This window comes from Chryseobacterium sp. RU33C (genome assembly GCF_900156015.1).
GTDB lineage: Bacteria > Bacteroidota > Bacteroidia > Flavobacteriales > Weeksellaceae > Chryseobacterium > Chryseobacterium candidae.
Map to the genome: position 1 here is coordinate 11,832 of NZ_FTMT01000028.1, position 17,576 is coordinate 29,407.

The 17,576-nt window shown below is 37.4% G+C and carries 18 protein-coding genes; 8 read left to right on the forward strand and 10 right to left on the reverse strand.

Annotated features, from left to right (window positions below; all coding sequences use genetic code 11):
• Positions 1 to 5 precede the first annotated feature (5 nt).
• The 3 genes from BW946_RS18910 (at position 6) to BW946_RS18920 (ending at position 3,165) form a co-directional block, all read left to right on the forward strand.
• Positions 6 to 926 (forward strand): ABC transporter ATP-binding protein, encoded by a 921-nt coding sequence (locus tag BW946_RS18910; protein ID WP_076597648.1) that lies wholly within the window; start codon positions 6 to 8, stop codon positions 924 to 926.
• Entirely contained in the window at positions 923 to 2,491 is a 1,569-nt protein-coding gene (locus tag BW946_RS18915) for an ABC transporter permease/substrate-binding protein (protein ID WP_076597649.1), read from the forward strand. The genes BW946_RS18910 and BW946_RS18915 overlap by 4 nt, the downstream gene beginning before the upstream one ends.
• Before the next feature lie 128 nt (positions 2,492 to 2,619).
• Positions 2,620 to 3,165, forward strand: a complete 546-nt coding sequence (locus BW946_RS18920) for a hypothetical protein (protein ID WP_076597650.1) — start codon at positions 2,620 to 2,622, stop codon at positions 3,163 to 3,165.
• A 207-nt stretch (positions 3,166 to 3,372) separates the two neighbouring features.
• On the opposite strand, the gene BW946_RS18925 is transcribed toward BW946_RS18920, so the two are convergent.
• The 9 genes from BW946_RS18925 to BW946_RS18965 form a co-directional block, all read right to left on the reverse strand.
• Positions 3,373 to 4,860, reverse strand: a complete 1,488-nt coding sequence (locus tag BW946_RS18925; protein ID WP_076597687.1) for a serine hydrolase — start codon at positions 4,858 to 4,860, stop codon at positions 3,373 to 3,375.
• A gap of 88 nt (positions 4,861 to 4,948) precedes the next feature.
• The gene (locus BW946_RS18930) at positions 4,949 to 5,524 is read right to left on the reverse strand and encodes a helix-turn-helix domain-containing protein (protein WP_076597651.1); all 576 of its coding nucleotides are present in this window, start codon (positions 5,522 to 5,524) and stop codon (positions 4,949 to 4,951) included.
• A gap of 160 nt (positions 5,525 to 5,684) precedes the next feature.
• Positions 5,685 to 5,969: a hypothetical protein gene (locus tag BW946_RS18935; protein ID WP_076597652.1), complete on the reverse strand. Its 285-nt coding sequence runs from the start codon at positions 5,967 to 5,969 to the stop codon at positions 5,685 to 5,687.
• A gap of 249 nt (positions 5,970 to 6,218) precedes the next feature.
• Positions 6,219 to 6,455 carry a GNAT family N-acetyltransferase gene (locus BW946_RS18940; RefSeq protein WP_083688923.1) on the reverse strand — a complete coding sequence of 79 codons (237 nt, stop codon included), beginning with the start codon at positions 6,453 to 6,455 and terminating at the stop codon, positions 6,219 to 6,221.
• Entirely contained in the window at positions 6,431 to 6,628 is a 198-nt protein-coding gene (locus BW946_RS18945; protein ID WP_139326044.1) for a hypothetical protein, read from the reverse strand. Before BW946_RS18945 ends, BW946_RS18940 begins: the two co-directional genes overlap by 25 nt.
• A 32-nt stretch (positions 6,629 to 6,660) precedes the next feature.
• A complete protein-coding gene (locus tag BW946_RS18950) occupies positions 6,661 to 7,239 on the reverse strand; it encodes an NAD(P)H-dependent oxidoreductase (RefSeq protein ID WP_076597654.1) in 579 nt (192 codons plus the stop codon).
• Positions 7,236 to 8,258 carry a saccharopine dehydrogenase family protein gene (locus tag BW946_RS18955; RefSeq protein WP_076597655.1) on the reverse strand — a complete coding sequence of 341 codons (1,023 nt, stop codon included), beginning with the start codon at positions 8,256 to 8,258 and terminating at the stop codon, positions 7,236 to 7,238. Before BW946_RS18955 ends, BW946_RS18950 begins: the two co-directional genes overlap by 4 nt.
• 53 nt (positions 8,259 to 8,311) lie before the next feature.
• Positions 8,312 to 8,878 (reverse strand): Crp/Fnr family transcriptional regulator, encoded by a 567-nt coding sequence (locus BW946_RS18960; protein WP_076597656.1) that lies wholly within the window; start codon positions 8,876 to 8,878, stop codon positions 8,312 to 8,314.
• A gap of 589 nt (positions 8,879 to 9,467) precedes the next feature.
• On the reverse strand, positions 9,468 to 11,237 hold the full coding sequence (locus BW946_RS18965) for an aminopeptidase P family protein (RefSeq protein WP_076597657.1): 1,770 nt from the start codon (positions 11,235 to 11,237) through the stop codon (positions 9,468 to 9,470).
• Positions 11,238 to 11,452: 215 nt separating this feature from the next.
• On the opposite strand from BW946_RS18965, the gene BW946_RS18970 reads away from it, so the two are divergent.
• Together BW946_RS18970 and BW946_RS18980 are read left to right on the forward strand one after the other, a co-directional pair.
• Positions 11,453 to 11,890: a DUF6526 family protein gene (locus BW946_RS18970; RefSeq protein WP_076597658.1), complete on the forward strand. Its 438-nt coding sequence runs from the start codon at positions 11,453 to 11,455 to the stop codon at positions 11,888 to 11,890.
• 200 nt (positions 11,891 to 12,090) lie between these two features.
• The gene (locus tag BW946_RS18980; RefSeq protein WP_076597660.1) at positions 12,091 to 13,197 is read left to right on the forward strand and encodes a DNA topoisomerase IB; all 1,107 of its coding nucleotides are present in this window, start codon (positions 12,091 to 12,093) and stop codon (positions 13,195 to 13,197) included.
• A 286-nt stretch (positions 13,198 to 13,483) separates the two neighbouring features.
• Here BW946_RS18980 and BW946_RS18985 read toward each other — a convergent pair whose 3' ends face one another.
• The gene (locus tag BW946_RS18985) at positions 13,484 to 13,783 is read right to left on the reverse strand and encodes a hypothetical protein (protein WP_076597661.1); all 300 of its coding nucleotides are present in this window, start codon (positions 13,781 to 13,783) and stop codon (positions 13,484 to 13,486) included.
• A 436-nt stretch (positions 13,784 to 14,219) separates the two neighbouring features.
• Here BW946_RS18985 and pruA point away from each other — a divergent pair, with 436 nt between their 5' ends.
• The 3 genes from pruA (at position 14,220) to BW946_RS19000 (ending at position 17,430) form a co-directional block, all read left to right on the forward strand.
• Positions 14,220 to 15,845, forward strand: coding sequence for an L-glutamate gamma-semialdehyde dehydrogenase (pruA, locus tag BW946_RS18990; protein ID WP_076597662.1), 1,626 nt, complete (start codon positions 14,220 to 14,222; stop codon positions 15,843 to 15,845).
• 376 nt (positions 15,846 to 16,221) lie between these two features.
• A complete protein-coding gene (locus BW946_RS18995; RefSeq protein WP_076597663.1) occupies positions 16,222 to 16,443 on the forward strand; it encodes a cytochrome C551 in 222 nt (73 codons plus the stop codon).
• Positions 16,444 to 17,217: 774 nt separating this feature from the next.
• Entirely contained in the window at positions 17,218 to 17,430 is a 213-nt protein-coding gene (locus BW946_RS19000; RefSeq protein WP_076597688.1) for a hypothetical protein, read from the forward strand.
• The last annotated feature ends 146 nt before the right edge of the window (positions 17,431 to 17,576 follow it).

Below are 17,576 nucleotides of genomic sequence, written 5' to 3' on the forward strand. Positions count from 1 at the left end.
CACCGATGATCACAGTAGAATCCATTTCAAAGAGCTTCAACGGAAAAAAAGCAGTAGATCAAATTTCTTTTCAGGCACTTGATCAGGAGATCCTTGTTCTTTTAGGAACCAGCGGGTGCGGGAAAACGACCACACTTAAGATGATCAACCGCCTCATAGAAGCAGATTCCGGAAATATTTTCATAGATGGCAAAAATATCCGTGATCAGAAAGCCGAGGAACTGAGAATGGGAATTGGTTTTGTCATGCAACACTCGGGACTATTTCCCCATTATACAATTCGGCAGAATATTGCGGTAGTTCCTGAGCTATTGCAATGGGACAAAAAGAAAACAGAAAGAAAAACATATGAGCTTTTGGCCAAGCTTCACCTTTCTGAAGAGATACTTTCACGATTTCCTCATGAATTAAGCGGCGGACAGCAGCAACGGGCAGGCATTGCCAGAGCACTGATTGCAGACAATCCTGTTTTGCTGATGGACGAACCTTTCGGAGCACTCGATAATATTACCAGGGCTGATATTCATTCGGAATTTAAATCGTTGGAAGAACTTAAAAACAAAACCATCATATTGGTTACCCATGATGTACAAGAAGCCTTTGAGCTGGGCCACCGGATATGTCTGATGGATCAGGGAAAAATTGTACAGATGGGTACTCCCAGGGAAATGCTTTACCATCCTGCAACCCATTTTGTGCGCAATTTTTTTGCTGAAAACAGGCTTTTACTGGAATATAAGGTAACGGCTCTACATCATATCAGCCCATTTCTCCCTCCGGAAAATTCATACTTAAGGCCATACAGTACATCCAATACCAGTGTGTGGGATATTTTACAGCAATTGAGTTCTGATCACCAAAACGCTGAGGTTTACGAGCAACTGGTCAGAGCGTTTAATCAGTATAGAAAATCACAGATGGTATGACGCAGCAACAAAGTTTTTGGCAATTTATTGCTGAACAGCAGGAAAAGCTCACCACCCAGATCATTCAGCATCTCGGGCTTACGTTTTTGTCTTTGCTTTTGGCCATCCTTGTTGGAGTGCCTTTAGGAATACTTATTTCCAGAAAAAAAAGACTTTCCAGCCCGGTGCTGGGCATTGCCGGGATTTTACAGACCATTCCGAGTATTGCATTGCTGGGATTTATGATTCCTGTTTTCGGCATTGGTCCGAAGCCAGCCATTGCCGCTTTATTAATCTATGCTCTTCTTCCCATTATCCGGAATACCTACACTGGAATTATGGGTGTAGATCCCGCAGTGATTGAAGCTGCTAAAGCAATGGGGATGAACAAAAGCCAGCTTCTTTTTAAGGTAAAGCTTCCTTTGGCCATGCCGGTTATCATTGCCGGTATCAGGACTGCTGCTGTAATTAATGTAGGAGTGGCTACACTGGCTTCTTTTGTGGCAGCAGGTGGTTTGGGAGAGTTTATCTTCGGAGGCATTTCACTCAACAATACGAATATGATCATGGCTGGAGCCATTCCGGCAGCATTATTGGCTGTTTTTCTGGATCAGTTCATTGCCATGATCCAGAAATCAGGTTTCCGGTTCTTTCAAAAACTGAAATATATTCTTCCTGTTATCCTTATTATTCTGGGAGCAGGCTATCTTCTGACTTTTGTATCACACCGGACAATTAAGGCGGGTTTTACACCGGAATTTATGGGTAGACAGGATGGGGACATCGGGCTTCGTTCAGTATACGGGCTTAGCGTTAATCCCCTTGTGGTAAGTGATGCAATTATGTATAAGGCTGCGTATGAGAATGAGCTGGATCTTATCAGTGGATATTCTACAGATGGCAGAATCAAAGCTTATGATCTGTATGTGCTGAATGATGATAAAAAAATATTTCCGCCTTATTATGCAGCCCCTATCATCAAAACCAAAACACTGAAAAAATTTCCGGAATTGGAAAAAACCTTAAATCTATTGGCCGGGAAGTTCAATGATTCTATCATGACGGATCTGAATTACAGAGCTGATCATCTGCATCAGAATCCTGAAAAGATTGCAAAGGACTTTCTCATCAGAAATAATCTGTATAAAAGCCCAGGAAAAGGAAATGCAGGAACTGTCAGGATTGGATCAAAAATCTTTGGGGAACAATATATTCTCGCAGAAATGTATACCCTGCTTATTGAAGGGTATACAGATTATAAAGTGGAAACCAAAACGGGTTTAGGGGGAACAAAAATATGTTTTGATGCCTTAATGAATGATGCCATAGACTTTTATCCTGAATATACGGGAACAGGGCTTCTGGTGCTTTTAAAACCTACAGCAGAGACCATCAGAAATGTTTCCAAAAGTCCCGGCATCACCTATCAGTATGTGAATTCAGAGTTTGAAAAACAATATGGGATCCAATGGCTGAAACCGTTGGGGTTTAACAATGCCTATGCTCTGATGATGCGAAGAAAGCAGGCAGAAGAACTGCATATCAAAAGCATATCTGATCTTGCCCATTATTTTGATGGAAACTAAATTTCTGTTGACAGCCCGGATAGATTGAACAAAGACTATTTGTATTTTTTCTCAACTACAGGAAAAGTCTTCTGAAATCCCTCATTTTTTTCAAAAGCCCTATCTTCGTACCTTAAAAAATTGACAAAATGAAGAAATTCCTATTGCTGGCTTCGGCTGTATTTTTTTTACAATCCTGTGTGGTAAGAACTGCTACAAAAGTAGTATCAGGTGCAGTAAACTTAAGTTATAAAGCGGTAAAAGGTACAGTAAACGGAATCAGCTGGGCAGTAAGCAAGGCGAAGGGAAAAATAGATGAAGACCGTTTGGATGGTACGTGGAAAGTAGTGGGTGTTTATCGTGGTTCTTTTGAGGACTTTTCAAAGGATCAGAATCCTGATGGTTCGTTTACTTCGGAATGTACGGAAGGTTTTGACCAGATTGTTTTCAAGGCCAAAAAGTCTAAATTCAAGCCGGTGCACTGCAGCACACAGGATGAAGATTGGGTGAAATATTCTATGGAGTTTGGAAAAAATCCTTCTACCAAAGAAAAGGAAAATTATATAGAATACAATTCCAGCAATTATATTTCTGTGATAGATATCACCAATAAAACAATGGTTCTGGAAGGCAATCTGATGCCCAAATTAGGGTTTTCCGGTGGTAAATTGTATCTCCTTGAGAAAGTAAAATAGAAATACAAAGGGTGAGGTTATTTCAAAAACTGCTCTGCAATAAAATAACCTCCTCCTGTTACTGAATGACTCCTGCTGCAATGATGATATAATATTGCCACATAGCTTTCGTTTTATTTCTGTTCATCCCATTTCATCCTGAAAACAAACACTTATCTATTTCAGATTGACACTCCGATTACACAAATATTTTTATTGTATAAACAGTTATCTGGTTTCTGTCTCTACGATCTTCTTTCCTTCCTTACCCAGATAATGTAGAACCAGCTTCTCATAGACTTTATAACCATCATCTACATTGGTAAAAATTACAATTCCTTTTCCTGAATTGGGCAATACGATGGTAATACACTGCGTGCCAAGATCGGCGCCGCTGTGGGATAAAGCATAATCACCATTTCCGAGATCATAGATTTCGAATCCCAATCCGAAGTATTTATTTTCTTTTGTTTTTACCTGTTTTCTGATCATTTCCTGAAAAATTTCCGGTTTCAGATTCTTCCCATTCATGACACTGACCATAAAATTCCCGTAATCTGTTATCGTGGTATGGAGATCATCAGCAGCATTAGCCGTTTTATTTTTCACGGTTGGATAAGCTTTACCTTCTTTATCATATCCTATGGCAAATCTTGATTCATCGGTATTCTGATCCCAAACATAATTGGTATCATTCATCCTGAGTGGCTGAAAAATAAGTTCATTCGCAAGCTGATCGAGTGATTTTCCAAATTTCTTTTCCAGAGCCTTCCGAAGGTATTCAAAACCTTCACCTGAGTATTGGTATTTTGTGCCGGGATCAAACTGAAAATTCAGTTTTTTGTCTGCATTCATCCATCTCCAGTTGGGAAAGCCAGTCTGATGGCTCAGGATCAATCTGGTGGTTAATTGGGTATGCCTTGGATCAGCCGCAATATCAGGATCAGTCCAGTATGCATCTAAAGGCTCATCAAGCTTCCATTTCCCAAGACTTATCAACCGTAAGGCAACCATTGCTGTAACAGGTTTGGTGAGAGATGCTACATTGAATAAGGTATTGGAAGGTGCTGAAATTCCGTTCTTTATCCCGCCAAAAACTTTTACCTGCTTTAGCTTCTCATCTTCGATAATTCCCAGTCCCAGAGCAGGAATATTGTTTTCTTTCAGCCAATTTTGCATCGACTGATCGTTATCAAACATGGTTTCATTATCGGTAGTCTGCTTCGGATGGTGATTAAAACTCAATGAACTTTTAAGCTTCCACTCAGCATTTTCCAATATCCATAAATGGGTAAATTTTGCTTCCCCGACTAATTTCTCAGCCTGACTCCCCATTTTTTCATAAAACAGATGATCCCCGTTCTGAATGGCTGCGTAGATCTTTCCGTCTTTATACATGGGATAAATTTCTGTGCTTTTATTAATCAGAACTCTTTTTATCTGGTAAGTTTCCGGAGATTTGCATAATCCGTTTTTAAAGTCAGTGATAAAATTTTTCCTGTCCTCGAAACCGCCTTTATCGTGATAAAATTCAAACCTGTCGCTTAACAGACTTTCCATCTGCTTTATATTGCAGGTATTGTAGCCCACAGAAAAAAACAGGCTGTCTTTCGATATAATGGTTTTGTAAAGAGGATCCGTTTTTTCTGTCTGTGCCTGCATGATGTTCACAACCAGAATTAAAAAAGGAAAGATAAACCCTGAAGACTTTGTCATTGTTATTTTTTTTGACAAAGATTCAATTTCATTTTGTTTTTCTGCTAAAAATGAACCCGACAAAAACCCGACAAAGGCCTGACAGGATTTATATCATACTGAATTTCAGCCTGAAATAGAGTTTTTTATTTTTATCGATTTCTGCTGCATTGCGAAGGATAATCAACACATTGGAAAGCACAATCAGAATCATAAGGATCAGGGTAAACTGTTTTCCGAACTTTAAAAAGATTCCGAGCATGAAGGTAATAGGAGCCATTACTGTCCAGATCATCTGAACCGAAATAATCTGCCTTGCCAGACTGTTTCTCTGTTTCATACTGTGCATGAGTATGAGCGGAACAAAAATATTCAGTGGAGGTAAAAGGGTAAAAATTAATGAGGAAAGATTAATGATTTTAATATAAGAATAGTTGATTGGATTCTCTTCTTCTTCTTTTACTTCTATTTCCACCTCATTTACTTCTGAAAGTACTTGAGGCTGTTCCTGCTGTAATTCAAACTCTTCTATTCCTAAAGTCTGCGCCAGTACTCTGAGCGTATGTCCTTTAGGTTCTGTTCCTGCTTCTATACGTTGAATGGTTCTTACAGATATTTTTGATTTTTCTGACAGTTCTTCCTGAGTCAGATTTTTTTGTTCTCTTATGGCTTTTAGCTTGGACATAGTATGCCTTCCGATTAATTTTCGTCAGCTAATTTACATTTTTTCAGGTCCGGAAACAAGATACAGATTACTCCTGTTCTTCCTTTGACTTCTTTTTTAAAGTTTCCGCTTCAGAGTTTTTCCCTCCAAAAAGCTTTTGGGTATAGGTATACCAGATTCCTCATAAAGAGATGACTATCAGTAATGAAATAGTGAGCCACAGCATTCTGAAACCGTAGTTTTCAGCAATAAAAGATCCTAAAAGTGGGGAAAGGAATAAAGCAGCCGAAAATATTCCTTCAAATAGCCCCATATAAGCCCCTATATTTTTGTCTTCCGCCCTTATAGACGTGATTGCTGATAAAAAAGGTATTACCCACACATTGAATTCCTCCGTCAAGCAGACCCGAAGAAATGGCAGAACCATTGATCCTGAACGGTAGATCAGCATAATAACAGAAGGCATCCAGGACTCCCTTGCTAATCCTTTATAAGCATCTGAAAAAAAGTAATGATATTGCTCATGTCACTTTAAGGCCAGTATTTCTTGAATAATTTTTCCGGAAAACACATATACTGCTTTCTATGGTAATTGAACTGAGTAATCTCCGAAACCCTGAAAAATATCATCTGCTCTTTCCGGGATATGAATGGGCAAATAATAATCGCCCAATGAATGAGCACAAAGTTTTCAGGATTCCGGAATTATTACACATTAAACGTTCCTGATCAGCAGATAGAAATGATGAAGATCATAGAACTGATTGTTTTTATAAACAGCATCAATAGAAATTCCTTCTTCAAGAAAACCGTTGTTTTTCAGCACTTTCATAGAAGCTGTATTATATTCAAAAACTCTGGCAAAAATCTGTTTCAGATCCAGGTTGTTTATGGCATAGTCTATGAGTTTTTTCGTTGAATTGCTGACTATTTTCTTTCCCCTATCCAGAATCCGGGCTTTGCGCTTTTTCTGTACACGTCAGGTTGCTTAATAAGACTTATCATTCCTGCAAAATGACCATTGTATTCTATCGCAAACGTAAGCTGAGGATCTTCCGCAGATATGATATCAATAAATTGAAGGGCATCTTTAAGGGTATAGGGATGAGGAAATATATCTCTCATATTGTCCCATATTTTTAAAAATTTCGGGCAGCTTATTTTTGTTTCTTTCCAAGCTCCTTTACTTTCTTCAGCCATTGAGACCGCTGTTCATCCTTAGAATTCCGGATTATGCCAATATAAGTCAGTTTAACAGGTTTTACCCCACAATATTCCAGTACAGATTTTTTAAGCTGATTCACGCTGGGCCTGCCAAAAAACAGACGGTAATACCAACCCGGCTGGTCTAAAGTGGTAATAATGTGAGCGGTCTTTCCTTTCAACAGCTTGTCCCACCACACAGAATTTTCACGGTATTTATAAGCCATTCCGGGTAAAAAAAGACGGTCTATAAATCCTTTCATTAGCGCCGGAAATCCTCCCCACCAAACCGGATGTATCCAAACCAAATGATCTGCCCACTGAATAATTTCCCAGGCTTTCAACAGATCCGGCTCAAGCTCCATTCTTTTCTGATATCCAAACTGTAAGTTGGGATTAAAGTTTAAATCCGTAATTACTATTTCTTTTACTTCAGCTCCAGCTTCCATTGCTCCTGATCTGTAAGCTTCTGCTATCCCAAAATTGAAAGAATCTTTGTTGGGATGTCCGTTGATAATGACTGTTTTTTTCATGATTTCACCTTAATATTGATGGAATCATAGGCATTAAGCTGTGCCATTAATGATAAAGGCTCATGCAGCTGGTGGCTGAAATACACTTTATTTTGATGAGGGTTTCTCAACAGTTCCTCGGTATGCAGAACGGCAGATAAAGCGGTTAGTTCTGCCTGCCCTTTTTCACTCTGCAAACTCAGCTTCTTTTCTCCGGAATGGCTATTAACTACAATTTCAAAGACCGCCTGATCTCCGTTACCACTGGATCCAAAAATCATTTTTCTTTCCTTTAATGACAAAATATTGTAGATTCTGAGATATTGAAATGATCCCAGCAGCCAGGTAATGAATCTTGAATTATAAGTCATTTTCACACTTACATCGGAAATCCTTTCTACTTTGTTGAGAATATACAGATCGGGCACATCAAAATTATAGGCATTTCTTTTCCCTATCCCAAAAGAAAAATTAAAAGCTTCTGTATCCAGAAAATGCCTTATAAAAACCGGCTTATCATTCTTATAATGCACAAAAGGAACGGCTACGTTTTCTGCCATAAAGTGAGCTGAACTCTCGCCTGCAAGATCTTTCACAGAATAATAGACAAAGAGTTTTGCTTCAGTAATATCACCTGAATCCGCAAGAATATTAGCCAATCCGGGGACAATTCCGCCCATCCAGCCTGAACTGAAGACAATTCTGCTGTTGATATCTGATTTGCCGGCAATATCATACGCCTTCACCAAAGCCGGAGTAGGTTTGGTAATATCCAGATAATCTATGTGATGATCAATCGCAAAGCGAAGTACATGATCTTCCTTGTCATTCACGGAAAGAATGATGAGTTGTATTTTCTTCTCAATAATCACTTTAAAAGAGGAAGGATCTGTAACATCGATTTTCAGGTCTTTGTCTGTTTTTCCCCCTTTTCTTCCTCCGATGAAAACAGTAAGATGAGGATTTCTTGATTTCAGAATCCTGGAAATTGTTTTTCCCACCAATCCATTGCCACCAATAATTAAAATATTTTGCTCCATAACTTTTTTTGACAAAAGTAGAGAGCCGATGTTTCAATAAGCAGGACAAATGTCTAAAAAGAAACTTCCTTTCTGATGCGGCTCAGGTGACGTTGGGTAATGCCAAGGTAGGAAGCAAGATACTGTAATGGAATATTTTGAATATAATCAGGATGTTTTTTTAATAATGTTTCGTAACGCCGGGCAGCGCTGTCTCTTTGCAGCTGAAAAAACCGTGTTTCAAGTTCAAGATATTCCTGTTCAGCAATAATCTTTAAAAATTTTGTCCAGTTTATGCTATTCTTTACCAGTTCATCTACCGCTTCTTTCTTAAGGATAATCACCTCTGCATTAGTAATGGCCTGCATACTTTCTTTACTCGGGCATCCTGAAACAAATGAGGAATAGGCAGCGATCATATGATTGGGAAACCGGAAGCAGTAGGTCATATCTTTTCCATCATCAGAAGTATAAAAAGAACGGAAAATACCAGACTTTACCAATCCTACTTCCTTACAAAGCTCTCCTTCCTGTATGAAATATTCATTTTTACTGATATGTCTGACTTCGGAAAACTTAAGGAGTTCTTCAATTTCATTCTCTGAAAACAGATTAAAGCTTCGAAAATATTCACGTTCCATTCTATAAATAAGTTTCAGCGAAAATAAATAAAATACTTCTTTGTAAACGCTGCGTTTTCATTTTTATAGAATTCTATTTTAAGAAAACAAAGACGGATACTGAATCTCAAAAGTCCACTAGGACTTTTGTCATTGACTACGTCGAATCTTCGATTTCTGACGAAGGAAGAATCTGAATCATAAACAACTATATGAGATTCTTCACTACATTCCAGAACTTTGTTCGCAGACTTTCAGTCTGTGTTCAGAATGACACTTTTGAACTTCTTTTAATCGGGAGCCTTTTGATACATTTCAATTAACAACAAAAAAAATCATCTCAGGATGAGATGATCTACCGTTTTGAATTTACTTGAGTTATTTATGAAGATATGAATGATGTTTTGTTGTAACAAAGATAAGTCAACCTTATTTTTTATGCATCAGTGAAATCCCCAGAATTATATCCGTAAAAATACGGTTGTATAAAAAAAAAGTCCTGCAGGAAATACCTTACAGGACTTTGGATTATCTAACAATATTCAGTTTAACATTTACAATTCAGGGTTTAAAGTTATGATGGTCATCTGCTTTCACCTTTGAATCTTTATTAAAGAGGGCTTACCAGTTGAAGGAACCATTCTTTAACTTCACCTTCCAAGTATGGAGCAAGCTTTTCCTCACAGGTTTTATGGTAACCGTTCAGCCAGGCGATTTCGCTTTCTGAAAGCATTTCTTTCACCACTGTATCTTTGAAGAACGGACAGAATGTTAGTGTTTCAAATTCATAGAATGTTCCGTGAATTGTTGTTTCTGATTCCTTTACGGCAATAAGATTTTCGTGACGAATTCCATAATGTCCTTCAAGATAGTACCCCGGTTCGTTTGAACATACCATTCCCGGAAGAAGTTCCTGAGGATTCAGATCTTTTCTGATATTTTGCGGTCCTTCATGTACATTCATGAAACTTCCTACCCCATGTCCCGTTCCGTGGTTGAAATCTTTCCCTTCCATCCATAGCGGAAGCCTTGCAATAGCATCCAGTTGTACTCCTTTTGTTCCTTTCGGGAATTTTACCATTGATAAACGGATCAGTCCTTGTAATACCAATGTTGAATTTCTTTTAAACTCTTCCGATGGTGTTCCTAAGGCAAAAGTTCTTGTAATATCTGTAGTTCCTTCAAGGTACTGACCTCCTGAGTCTACCAGGATTGTTTCCTCGTTGGTTACTTCTTTGCTTCCTTCTTTTTTGGCAGAATAGTGCATAATAGCACCGTTATCTTTATATCCTACGATAGAACCAAAGCTTTCTCCGACAAAATTTTCACCTTCAGCACGGAATCCTTTCAGTTTTTGTCCTATAGAATATTCATTCATCGTTTCTTTTCCTGCATTGTGCGTTAGCCAATAAAGGAATTTCACCATCGCTACTCCGTCTCTTACCATTACTGTTCTGAAACCTTCCAGCTCAGCTTCATTTTTCTGGGCTTTCATCAGGTTGCCGGGAACCGGAGCTTTGATAAACTGATTGTCTGATTTTAATGTTTCAAAAATCTGTTGGTTGCTGTTCGGAGAAACCAGAACTTTTTCGTTTTTGAAGGTCTTCAGGTAATTGTAGAATTCTTCGTAAGGCATCATTTTTACAAAGGAATCATCCATTTGTTTTCTGGCTGCCACTTCCATTTTATCTAATCCTGTGAACAGAACAGCATCATTTTTAGTGATTACAATATATCCTAAGAATACCGGATTGCTTTCTACATCACTTCCTCTCAGATTCAGTGTCCATGCCACATCATCCAGACTTGAGATAATGTGTACGGTAGCTTCCTGCTCTTCCATTTTCTGACGGATTGCAGCAATTTTATCGGATACTGATTTACCAGCTCTTTCTACCGGATGAACAAAAATAGGATTAGCAGATGGAGTTCCTCTGTCTTTCCAGACTTCTTTTAAAAGCGGAGCATCTGCAAGTGTAATATTTTTGGAATTGAATTTTTGAGAAAGCAGTTCCCAGTTGGCATGAGAGGCTGCAACAGCATTTACCGCCACTTTACCACCTGCTGGAATTTCTGAAATAATCCAGTCGATATAATTAGGAGTTCCTTCCATCCCATCTTTAAAAAGATCAATTCCGGAACCTTCCAGTTCAATAGCAGCTTGTGTAAAGTATCTTCCGTCTGTCCAAAGTCCCGCTTTGTCTTTGGTAACTACCACAAAACCGGCAGAACCTAAGAAACCTGACAGCCAGGCTCTCTCCTGCCATTCTTCAGGAAGGTATTCGCTCATATGCGGATCTGCAGAATATACTATAAATGCATCAACATTATTTTTCTGCATTTCTTCACGAAGTGCAGCAACTTTTTCCTTTGAAGTCATTCTTTTTATTTTTAACCACCGAAAGTTACAAAAAATTTGATGTCTGAAGGGTAAATCTACCGCTATTTTGCTTAATAATTCTTTATTGTAAATGAGTTCAAATAAAATCAAAATACTAAATATATTTCATAAAAGAAATCATTTTTAAGTAAAAAAAACTACCACATTATCAAAATAATAATTTTTTTGGAAAGATTATTGCTTCATTCTATATCATGAAACAGCAAAACTATAATAACCACAGGAAATTTTATCCGCCCTATCATTTTATTTATCTTCCATTACTTATAATACTGGAGATTTTAGGAATTTATAAAATCTGGGACGACCCCGGAAATCAGCTGATCTGGATATTATTTTCTGTTGTAATTTTTCTGCTTTTTTATCTGGCATTCATGACAAGACAGCATTACGCGCTGGGACTTCAAAACCGGATGGTGATCCTGGAGTTTAAACAGCGTTATTTCGAGATTTTCAATAAAAGATCGGATGAAACTGCTGAGAAACTGAAGTTCGATCAGATTGCTGCATTGAGATTTACGTATGATGAAGAGTTCAAAGAGCTTTTATACAGAGCACTTCATGAAAATATCTCAGGAGACGAAATTAAAAGGTCTATCAAAAAATGGAGAGCTGACCGACTCCGAATCTAGTACACCCACAAAAATTGAAACCTATGAAAAAATGGAGCTTTTACAGTATTACAATATTAATGTTGTTGACACTCACAAGTTGTGAAGCTGTAGAAACGATTTTTAAGGCAGGAATGTGGTGGGGAATAATCTTAGTCTGTGTGATAGCAGGGATTCTTTTACTGATTTTTTCGAGGGGTAAAAACTCTTAACCATGTTTTATGGAGAAGAATACAGACTTGGAGATGATTTCTCACCTTAAGCCTTCAAAAATTGTTAAAATAATGAAGGATCCGGAAGCTTCTGCAAAGGCGGTGCATCTTGTATATACCACCGATGCAGAAACCGCCGGAATTATCCGGAAAAAAACCGGAAAAAAATACTCTTATTATAAAGACGGAGAAAAAATAAAGGATAAAGAAGAAATTACCAGGATCAATAAACTGGTCATTCCACCTGCCTGGGAAAATGTCTGGATCTGTGCTCTTGATAACGGCCATCTTCAGGCAACAGGCTTTGATGTAAAAAAAAGAAAACAATACCGCTACCACCCTCTGTGGAGTGCTTTAAGAAATCATACAAAATTTTACAGGATGCTTCAGTTCGGGTATGCATTACCGGACATCCGTCTGCATATAGAACAGGATCTTGCCCTGAGAAATTTTGAGAAAAGAAAAATTCTGGCTTTGATTGTAAGCCTTATGCAAAGAACCAATATCCGTATTGGAAACAATGTATATGAAAAGCTGTACGGTTCTTTCGGCCTGACCACTTTAAAGGGTAAACATGTAAAGGTAAAAGGACAAAAAATTTCTTTTTCTTTTAAAGGAAAGAAAGGTATTATGCATAAAATTGACCTCAGAAGTAAAAGGCTGGCAAGGCTGGTACAGAAATGCAAGGATATTCCCGGGAAAGAGCTTTTTCAGTATTTTGATGATGAAGGAAACCGCCATTCTGTAGATTCCGGAATGGTCAATGAATATATCAAAGAGATCAGTGGTGAAGATTTTACGGCTAAGGATTTCAGAACATGGTCCGGAACCGTAAGTGCTCTGATCGCTTTTAAAGAAATCGGGTATGCAGAGAATGACACTGAATATAAAAAGAAGGTAAAAGAAGCCCTCGACATTGTTGCAGAACACCTGGGAAATACATCGACGGTCTGCAGAAAGTATTATGTTCATCCTTTAGTCATCAACCTTTACGAGAACAATACGATCAAAAAATATCTTGATGAACTGGAAGTCATAGAAGAAAATGACGGAAAAGCCGATCTTACAAAAGAGGAAAGACTGGTTCTGAAGATTCTGGAAAACGAGAAGATGTAGAATTTGGAAGAATGGAAGCTGGGAAAGGGAAGTTATGAAACTCCTAAAACAGTTTTCTGAATTCTCAACTTATTTTGATCAGACTAATGCACAATATTTCCGGCATCTGACTTCCCGCTTCGATCCGGACTATATTGAAATCCTATTGTTATTCAAAAACTGAACTCTGTACTCTTTTGGGGTAATCCCTGCAATCTTTTTGAAATGTAAAATGGGAATGATTTTTACGGATTGGTATTGACGTGATTACAAACCATATCGGATCATTAAAAATGAAGAAAAGTGATTAACAGCCCGCTATCTGCAGGCAATGATATAGAATGTATCTTGGCGCTGTAATATAATCACCGTTTTGAACAGCAGCAACCTTTGTATTGTAAGTATAGCCTGCAAAGAAATAGTGTAGCCAAGGCTGTGCAAGTAATGAATCAAATTTCACTTTCTCCCAGTCATTGGAATCCTGCACATCCTGTATATCTGAAAAATTGCAAATTTCAGACTGCGTCTGCTGAAGAAGATTAATTTTTGAAATGATTTCAGAGTATGAACGAGTTTTTCCTTTCTGCGCAAGAAGAACCGCACACAACGCTGAGAAAAATAAGACTTTTTTTCATACTTGTTTAATAATGATGTAAAATTAGAACAATCCCAACCCTTCGCCTTTCAAAAAGATTATTTAAAATGTTCAAAATTGCAGTAAAAGTGAATTTATATAAATTTAACATTCTGCCATAAATCCTTTATTTACAGCAGTTAACAGTTGTTTTTAAACCATGACAAATCATTTATTATCCTTATTACTATAATTACAACAAACGGATGATTTTTTTTGTTTAATCTAAAAAACAAGATAAATATGTTAATATTCCATACCGTTTACAATTAAAAACGAAGTATCTATTATTAACTGTACTGCATCGGATTTTATCTGATAAAAACAGGCGGTATTTTTTCTTTCTTTATAATTATTGTAAATTTGTATACACATCTTATTTAAATTTAATAAAATAATAAAACGTAATATGTCAAAAGCAATTTCGCAAGTACCATTAGCGGTAAACGAGCCTGTAAACTCATACGAACCGGGATCTCCGGAAGTTAAAAGCCTTATCGACACTTATAAAAAAATGTGGGCTGAAAAGGTAGAAATCCCAATGATCATCAATGGAAAAGAAGTAAAGACTGATACAAAAGTACAGCTTCAGTCTCCACAGGATCACGCTCATGATTTCGGGTTTTACTACCAGGGTGGTATGCAGCATGTGGATGACGCTATCAACGCGGCATTGGCAGCTAAAAAAGAATGGAATGAACTGGGCTGGGAACAGCGTGCAGCAATTTTCTTAAAAGCAGCTGATCTTTTGGCTGGTCCTTACAGAGATGTAATTAATGCTGCAACAATGATCGGACAATCTAAAAATGTACATCAGGCTGAAATTGATGCAGCTTGTGAGTTCATCGATTTCCTAAGATTCAATGTAGAGTTCATGACAGAAATGTATGCTGAGCAGCCGGTTTCTGACAACGGAATCTGGAATCGTGTTGAATACAGACCATTAGAAGGATTCTGTTTTGCCGTAACTCCATTTAACTTTACCGCAATTTCAGGAAATCTTCCGACTTGTATGGCAATGTTAGGAAATGTTGTGGTTTGGAAGCCATCTGACAAGCAGGTATATTCTGCAAAAGTAATCATGGATGTATTAACAGAAGCGGGTCTTCCTGCAGGGGTTATCAACATGATCTTTACGGATGGTAAAGAAACGGCTGAAAAAGTATTGGCTCATAAAGATTTCGCAGGTCTTCACTTCACTGGTTCTACAAAAGTATTCCAGGGAATGTGGAAAATGATCGGTGATAATATCCACAACTACAGAACATATCCAAGAATCGTTGGAGAAACTGGTGGTAAAGACTTCGTTATTGCTCACCCGTCTGCTAACGTAGAAGCTGTAGCAACGGCATTGGTAAGAGGTGCTTTCGAATATCAGGGTCAGAAATGTTCTGCGGCTTCAAGAGCATATGTGCCGAAATCTCTTTGGGCTGATGTGAAAAAAGTAATGGAAACTCAGATGAGCTCTATTAAAGTAGGTTCTCCAGAAGATACTTCAAACTTCGTAAACGCTGTAATTGATAAAAATTCTTTTGAAAAATGTAAAGGATATATCGACAGAGCAAATGCTTCTGAGGAAGCTACTGTGGCGATCGGTGGAAAATATGACGATTCTAAAGGATGGTTTGTACACCCAACGGTAATTGAAACTACAAATCCTCACTACGAAAGTATGGTGGAAGAGATCTTCGGCCCGATCTTATCAATCTACGTTTATGAAGATCAGGACTGGAAAGAAACGCTGAAACTGGTAGATTCTACTTCTCCTTATTCATTAACAGGTTCTGTATTCTCACAAGACCGTTACGCAATCAGCGAAGCATACAAAGCTTTAGAAAATGCATCAGGTAACTTCTATATCAATGATAAACCTACAGGTGCCGTAGTAGGCCAGCAGCCTTTCGGTGGTGGCAGAGCATCAGGAACCAATGATAAGGCAGGTTCTAAAATGAACCTTCTGAGATGGGTTTCTGTAAGAAGCGTAAAAGAGACTTTCGTTTCTCCTAAAAACTACAAATATCCTTACCTAGGGTAATTAATAAATAATGATTAATAAGTAATAGGCAATGAGTAATTGTTGTCTGTTCTTTGGATACAGCCTCGGAATTTCAGTTTCGGGGCTTTTTTGTGGGGATGCGAGATACGAGGTTTGAGAGTGGGAAGGTTTGAGAGTTTGAGGGTTATAGCGTTTGAGAATATTAGAGTATGAGAGTATTTTTAGTAATAAAGTATTTTTTGGACTACAATCAAAATTAAACACTATACGTTAAACTCGCATATCCCGTATCTCGAAACCCAGTATCTCCACTAACATCTTTTAACAAAATTTACCGATATTTTACGATTCTCCCAGCCTTGTTAGGAATAATTGTTGATTTTTTTATTAATACAACACCACAAAATAAAATAATATGAAAAAGTTATTGCTAACAGCCATCGGAATAGGAATATTTGCGGTGAGCTGTGGAACCAAAGAATCGACAATGTCAACCAGTAGCCGTGATTCAGCAACAGTAGAGAACACACAGAAAAGTATAGCTCCTGCAGCTACTGATACCATGACTACAAAAATGAAGAATCCCGACTCTATCCAAATGAAAAAGGATTCTGCGGCAATGTCTCCTGTCAAATAGTATTTTATACCTCTAATTTAAAATGTAAATCCACAAATCACTCATTGTGGATTTTTTTATACTTTCTACTATCATTTTTTTATCTTTGATGGAAACAACACAACAATGATAAAAAAATTTTAGCTGTCTTATCTTATCTTATCTTATCTTATCTTATCTTATCTTATCTTATCAAGATATTAAATTTGATAATGGTGCATTTCCTGAAATTATATCCAAAGCTGAAAAATACTATAAATCAGTATTTATTAATGCTTATACATACTGGTGTGATCCCTGTAAACTCATGGCTAAAAATTTATTCATCCTGCAATCTGTGACTGAATACTATATCCAGCATTTCATAAATGTAAACATTAATACAGAAAAGGTGTAGGGATTGAATTAGTAGAAAAATACCACATAAACTCTTATCCCACTTACTTATTTATTAATGGAAAGGTGAGCTTATTCACAGAGGTTTAGGTTATTTTACAGAAAAAGAGTTTATTCAACCCGGCAAAGATGCAGATGATGCAAATAAAAAGCTGAATGTCTGAAAAAAATTAATTTTCTTCAACACTAAAATGATCTGTAGCCTTATTCAGGGTATATAAAGATCTCTTTAGGTAATATACAGATCCTTCAAAAAAGATCATGGAGAAAGGCTGTGGCAGCAATTCTTAACATCAGAAAATATAAAGAGCGGGGTTTTATTTCCAAAAAAAGTGTTTGTTTACAATTGCATTCAAGATTTATTATATTTACTCAAGAAAACCAGTCAAAAAAATTACTATGAAAAAATTATTCTGTACAGGAGCAGTTGTTGGACTTCTTTTCCTTGGAAGTTGTGCTCAAAACAAAGAAAAAAGAGAAGAATATAAAGAAGCTCATAATAAAGATTCTCTAAGAAACAGGATGGGAGACTCCGCTGTAGCCAATTCTATACCGACTCCGGCAGCTGCCGATACGTCAAAAACCAAAACCGACAGCACAAAACTTAAATAAAATCACAAATCCACAGATTACTGTGGATTTGCACTTAAAAAAACTTGACTGAAAAAAAACCGGGCAATCAACCCCGATTATGATATATGATTTTCTTCCTGCTCAGAAGAATATATCATTAAAAAGCTAAAAATGGGAATCGCAGT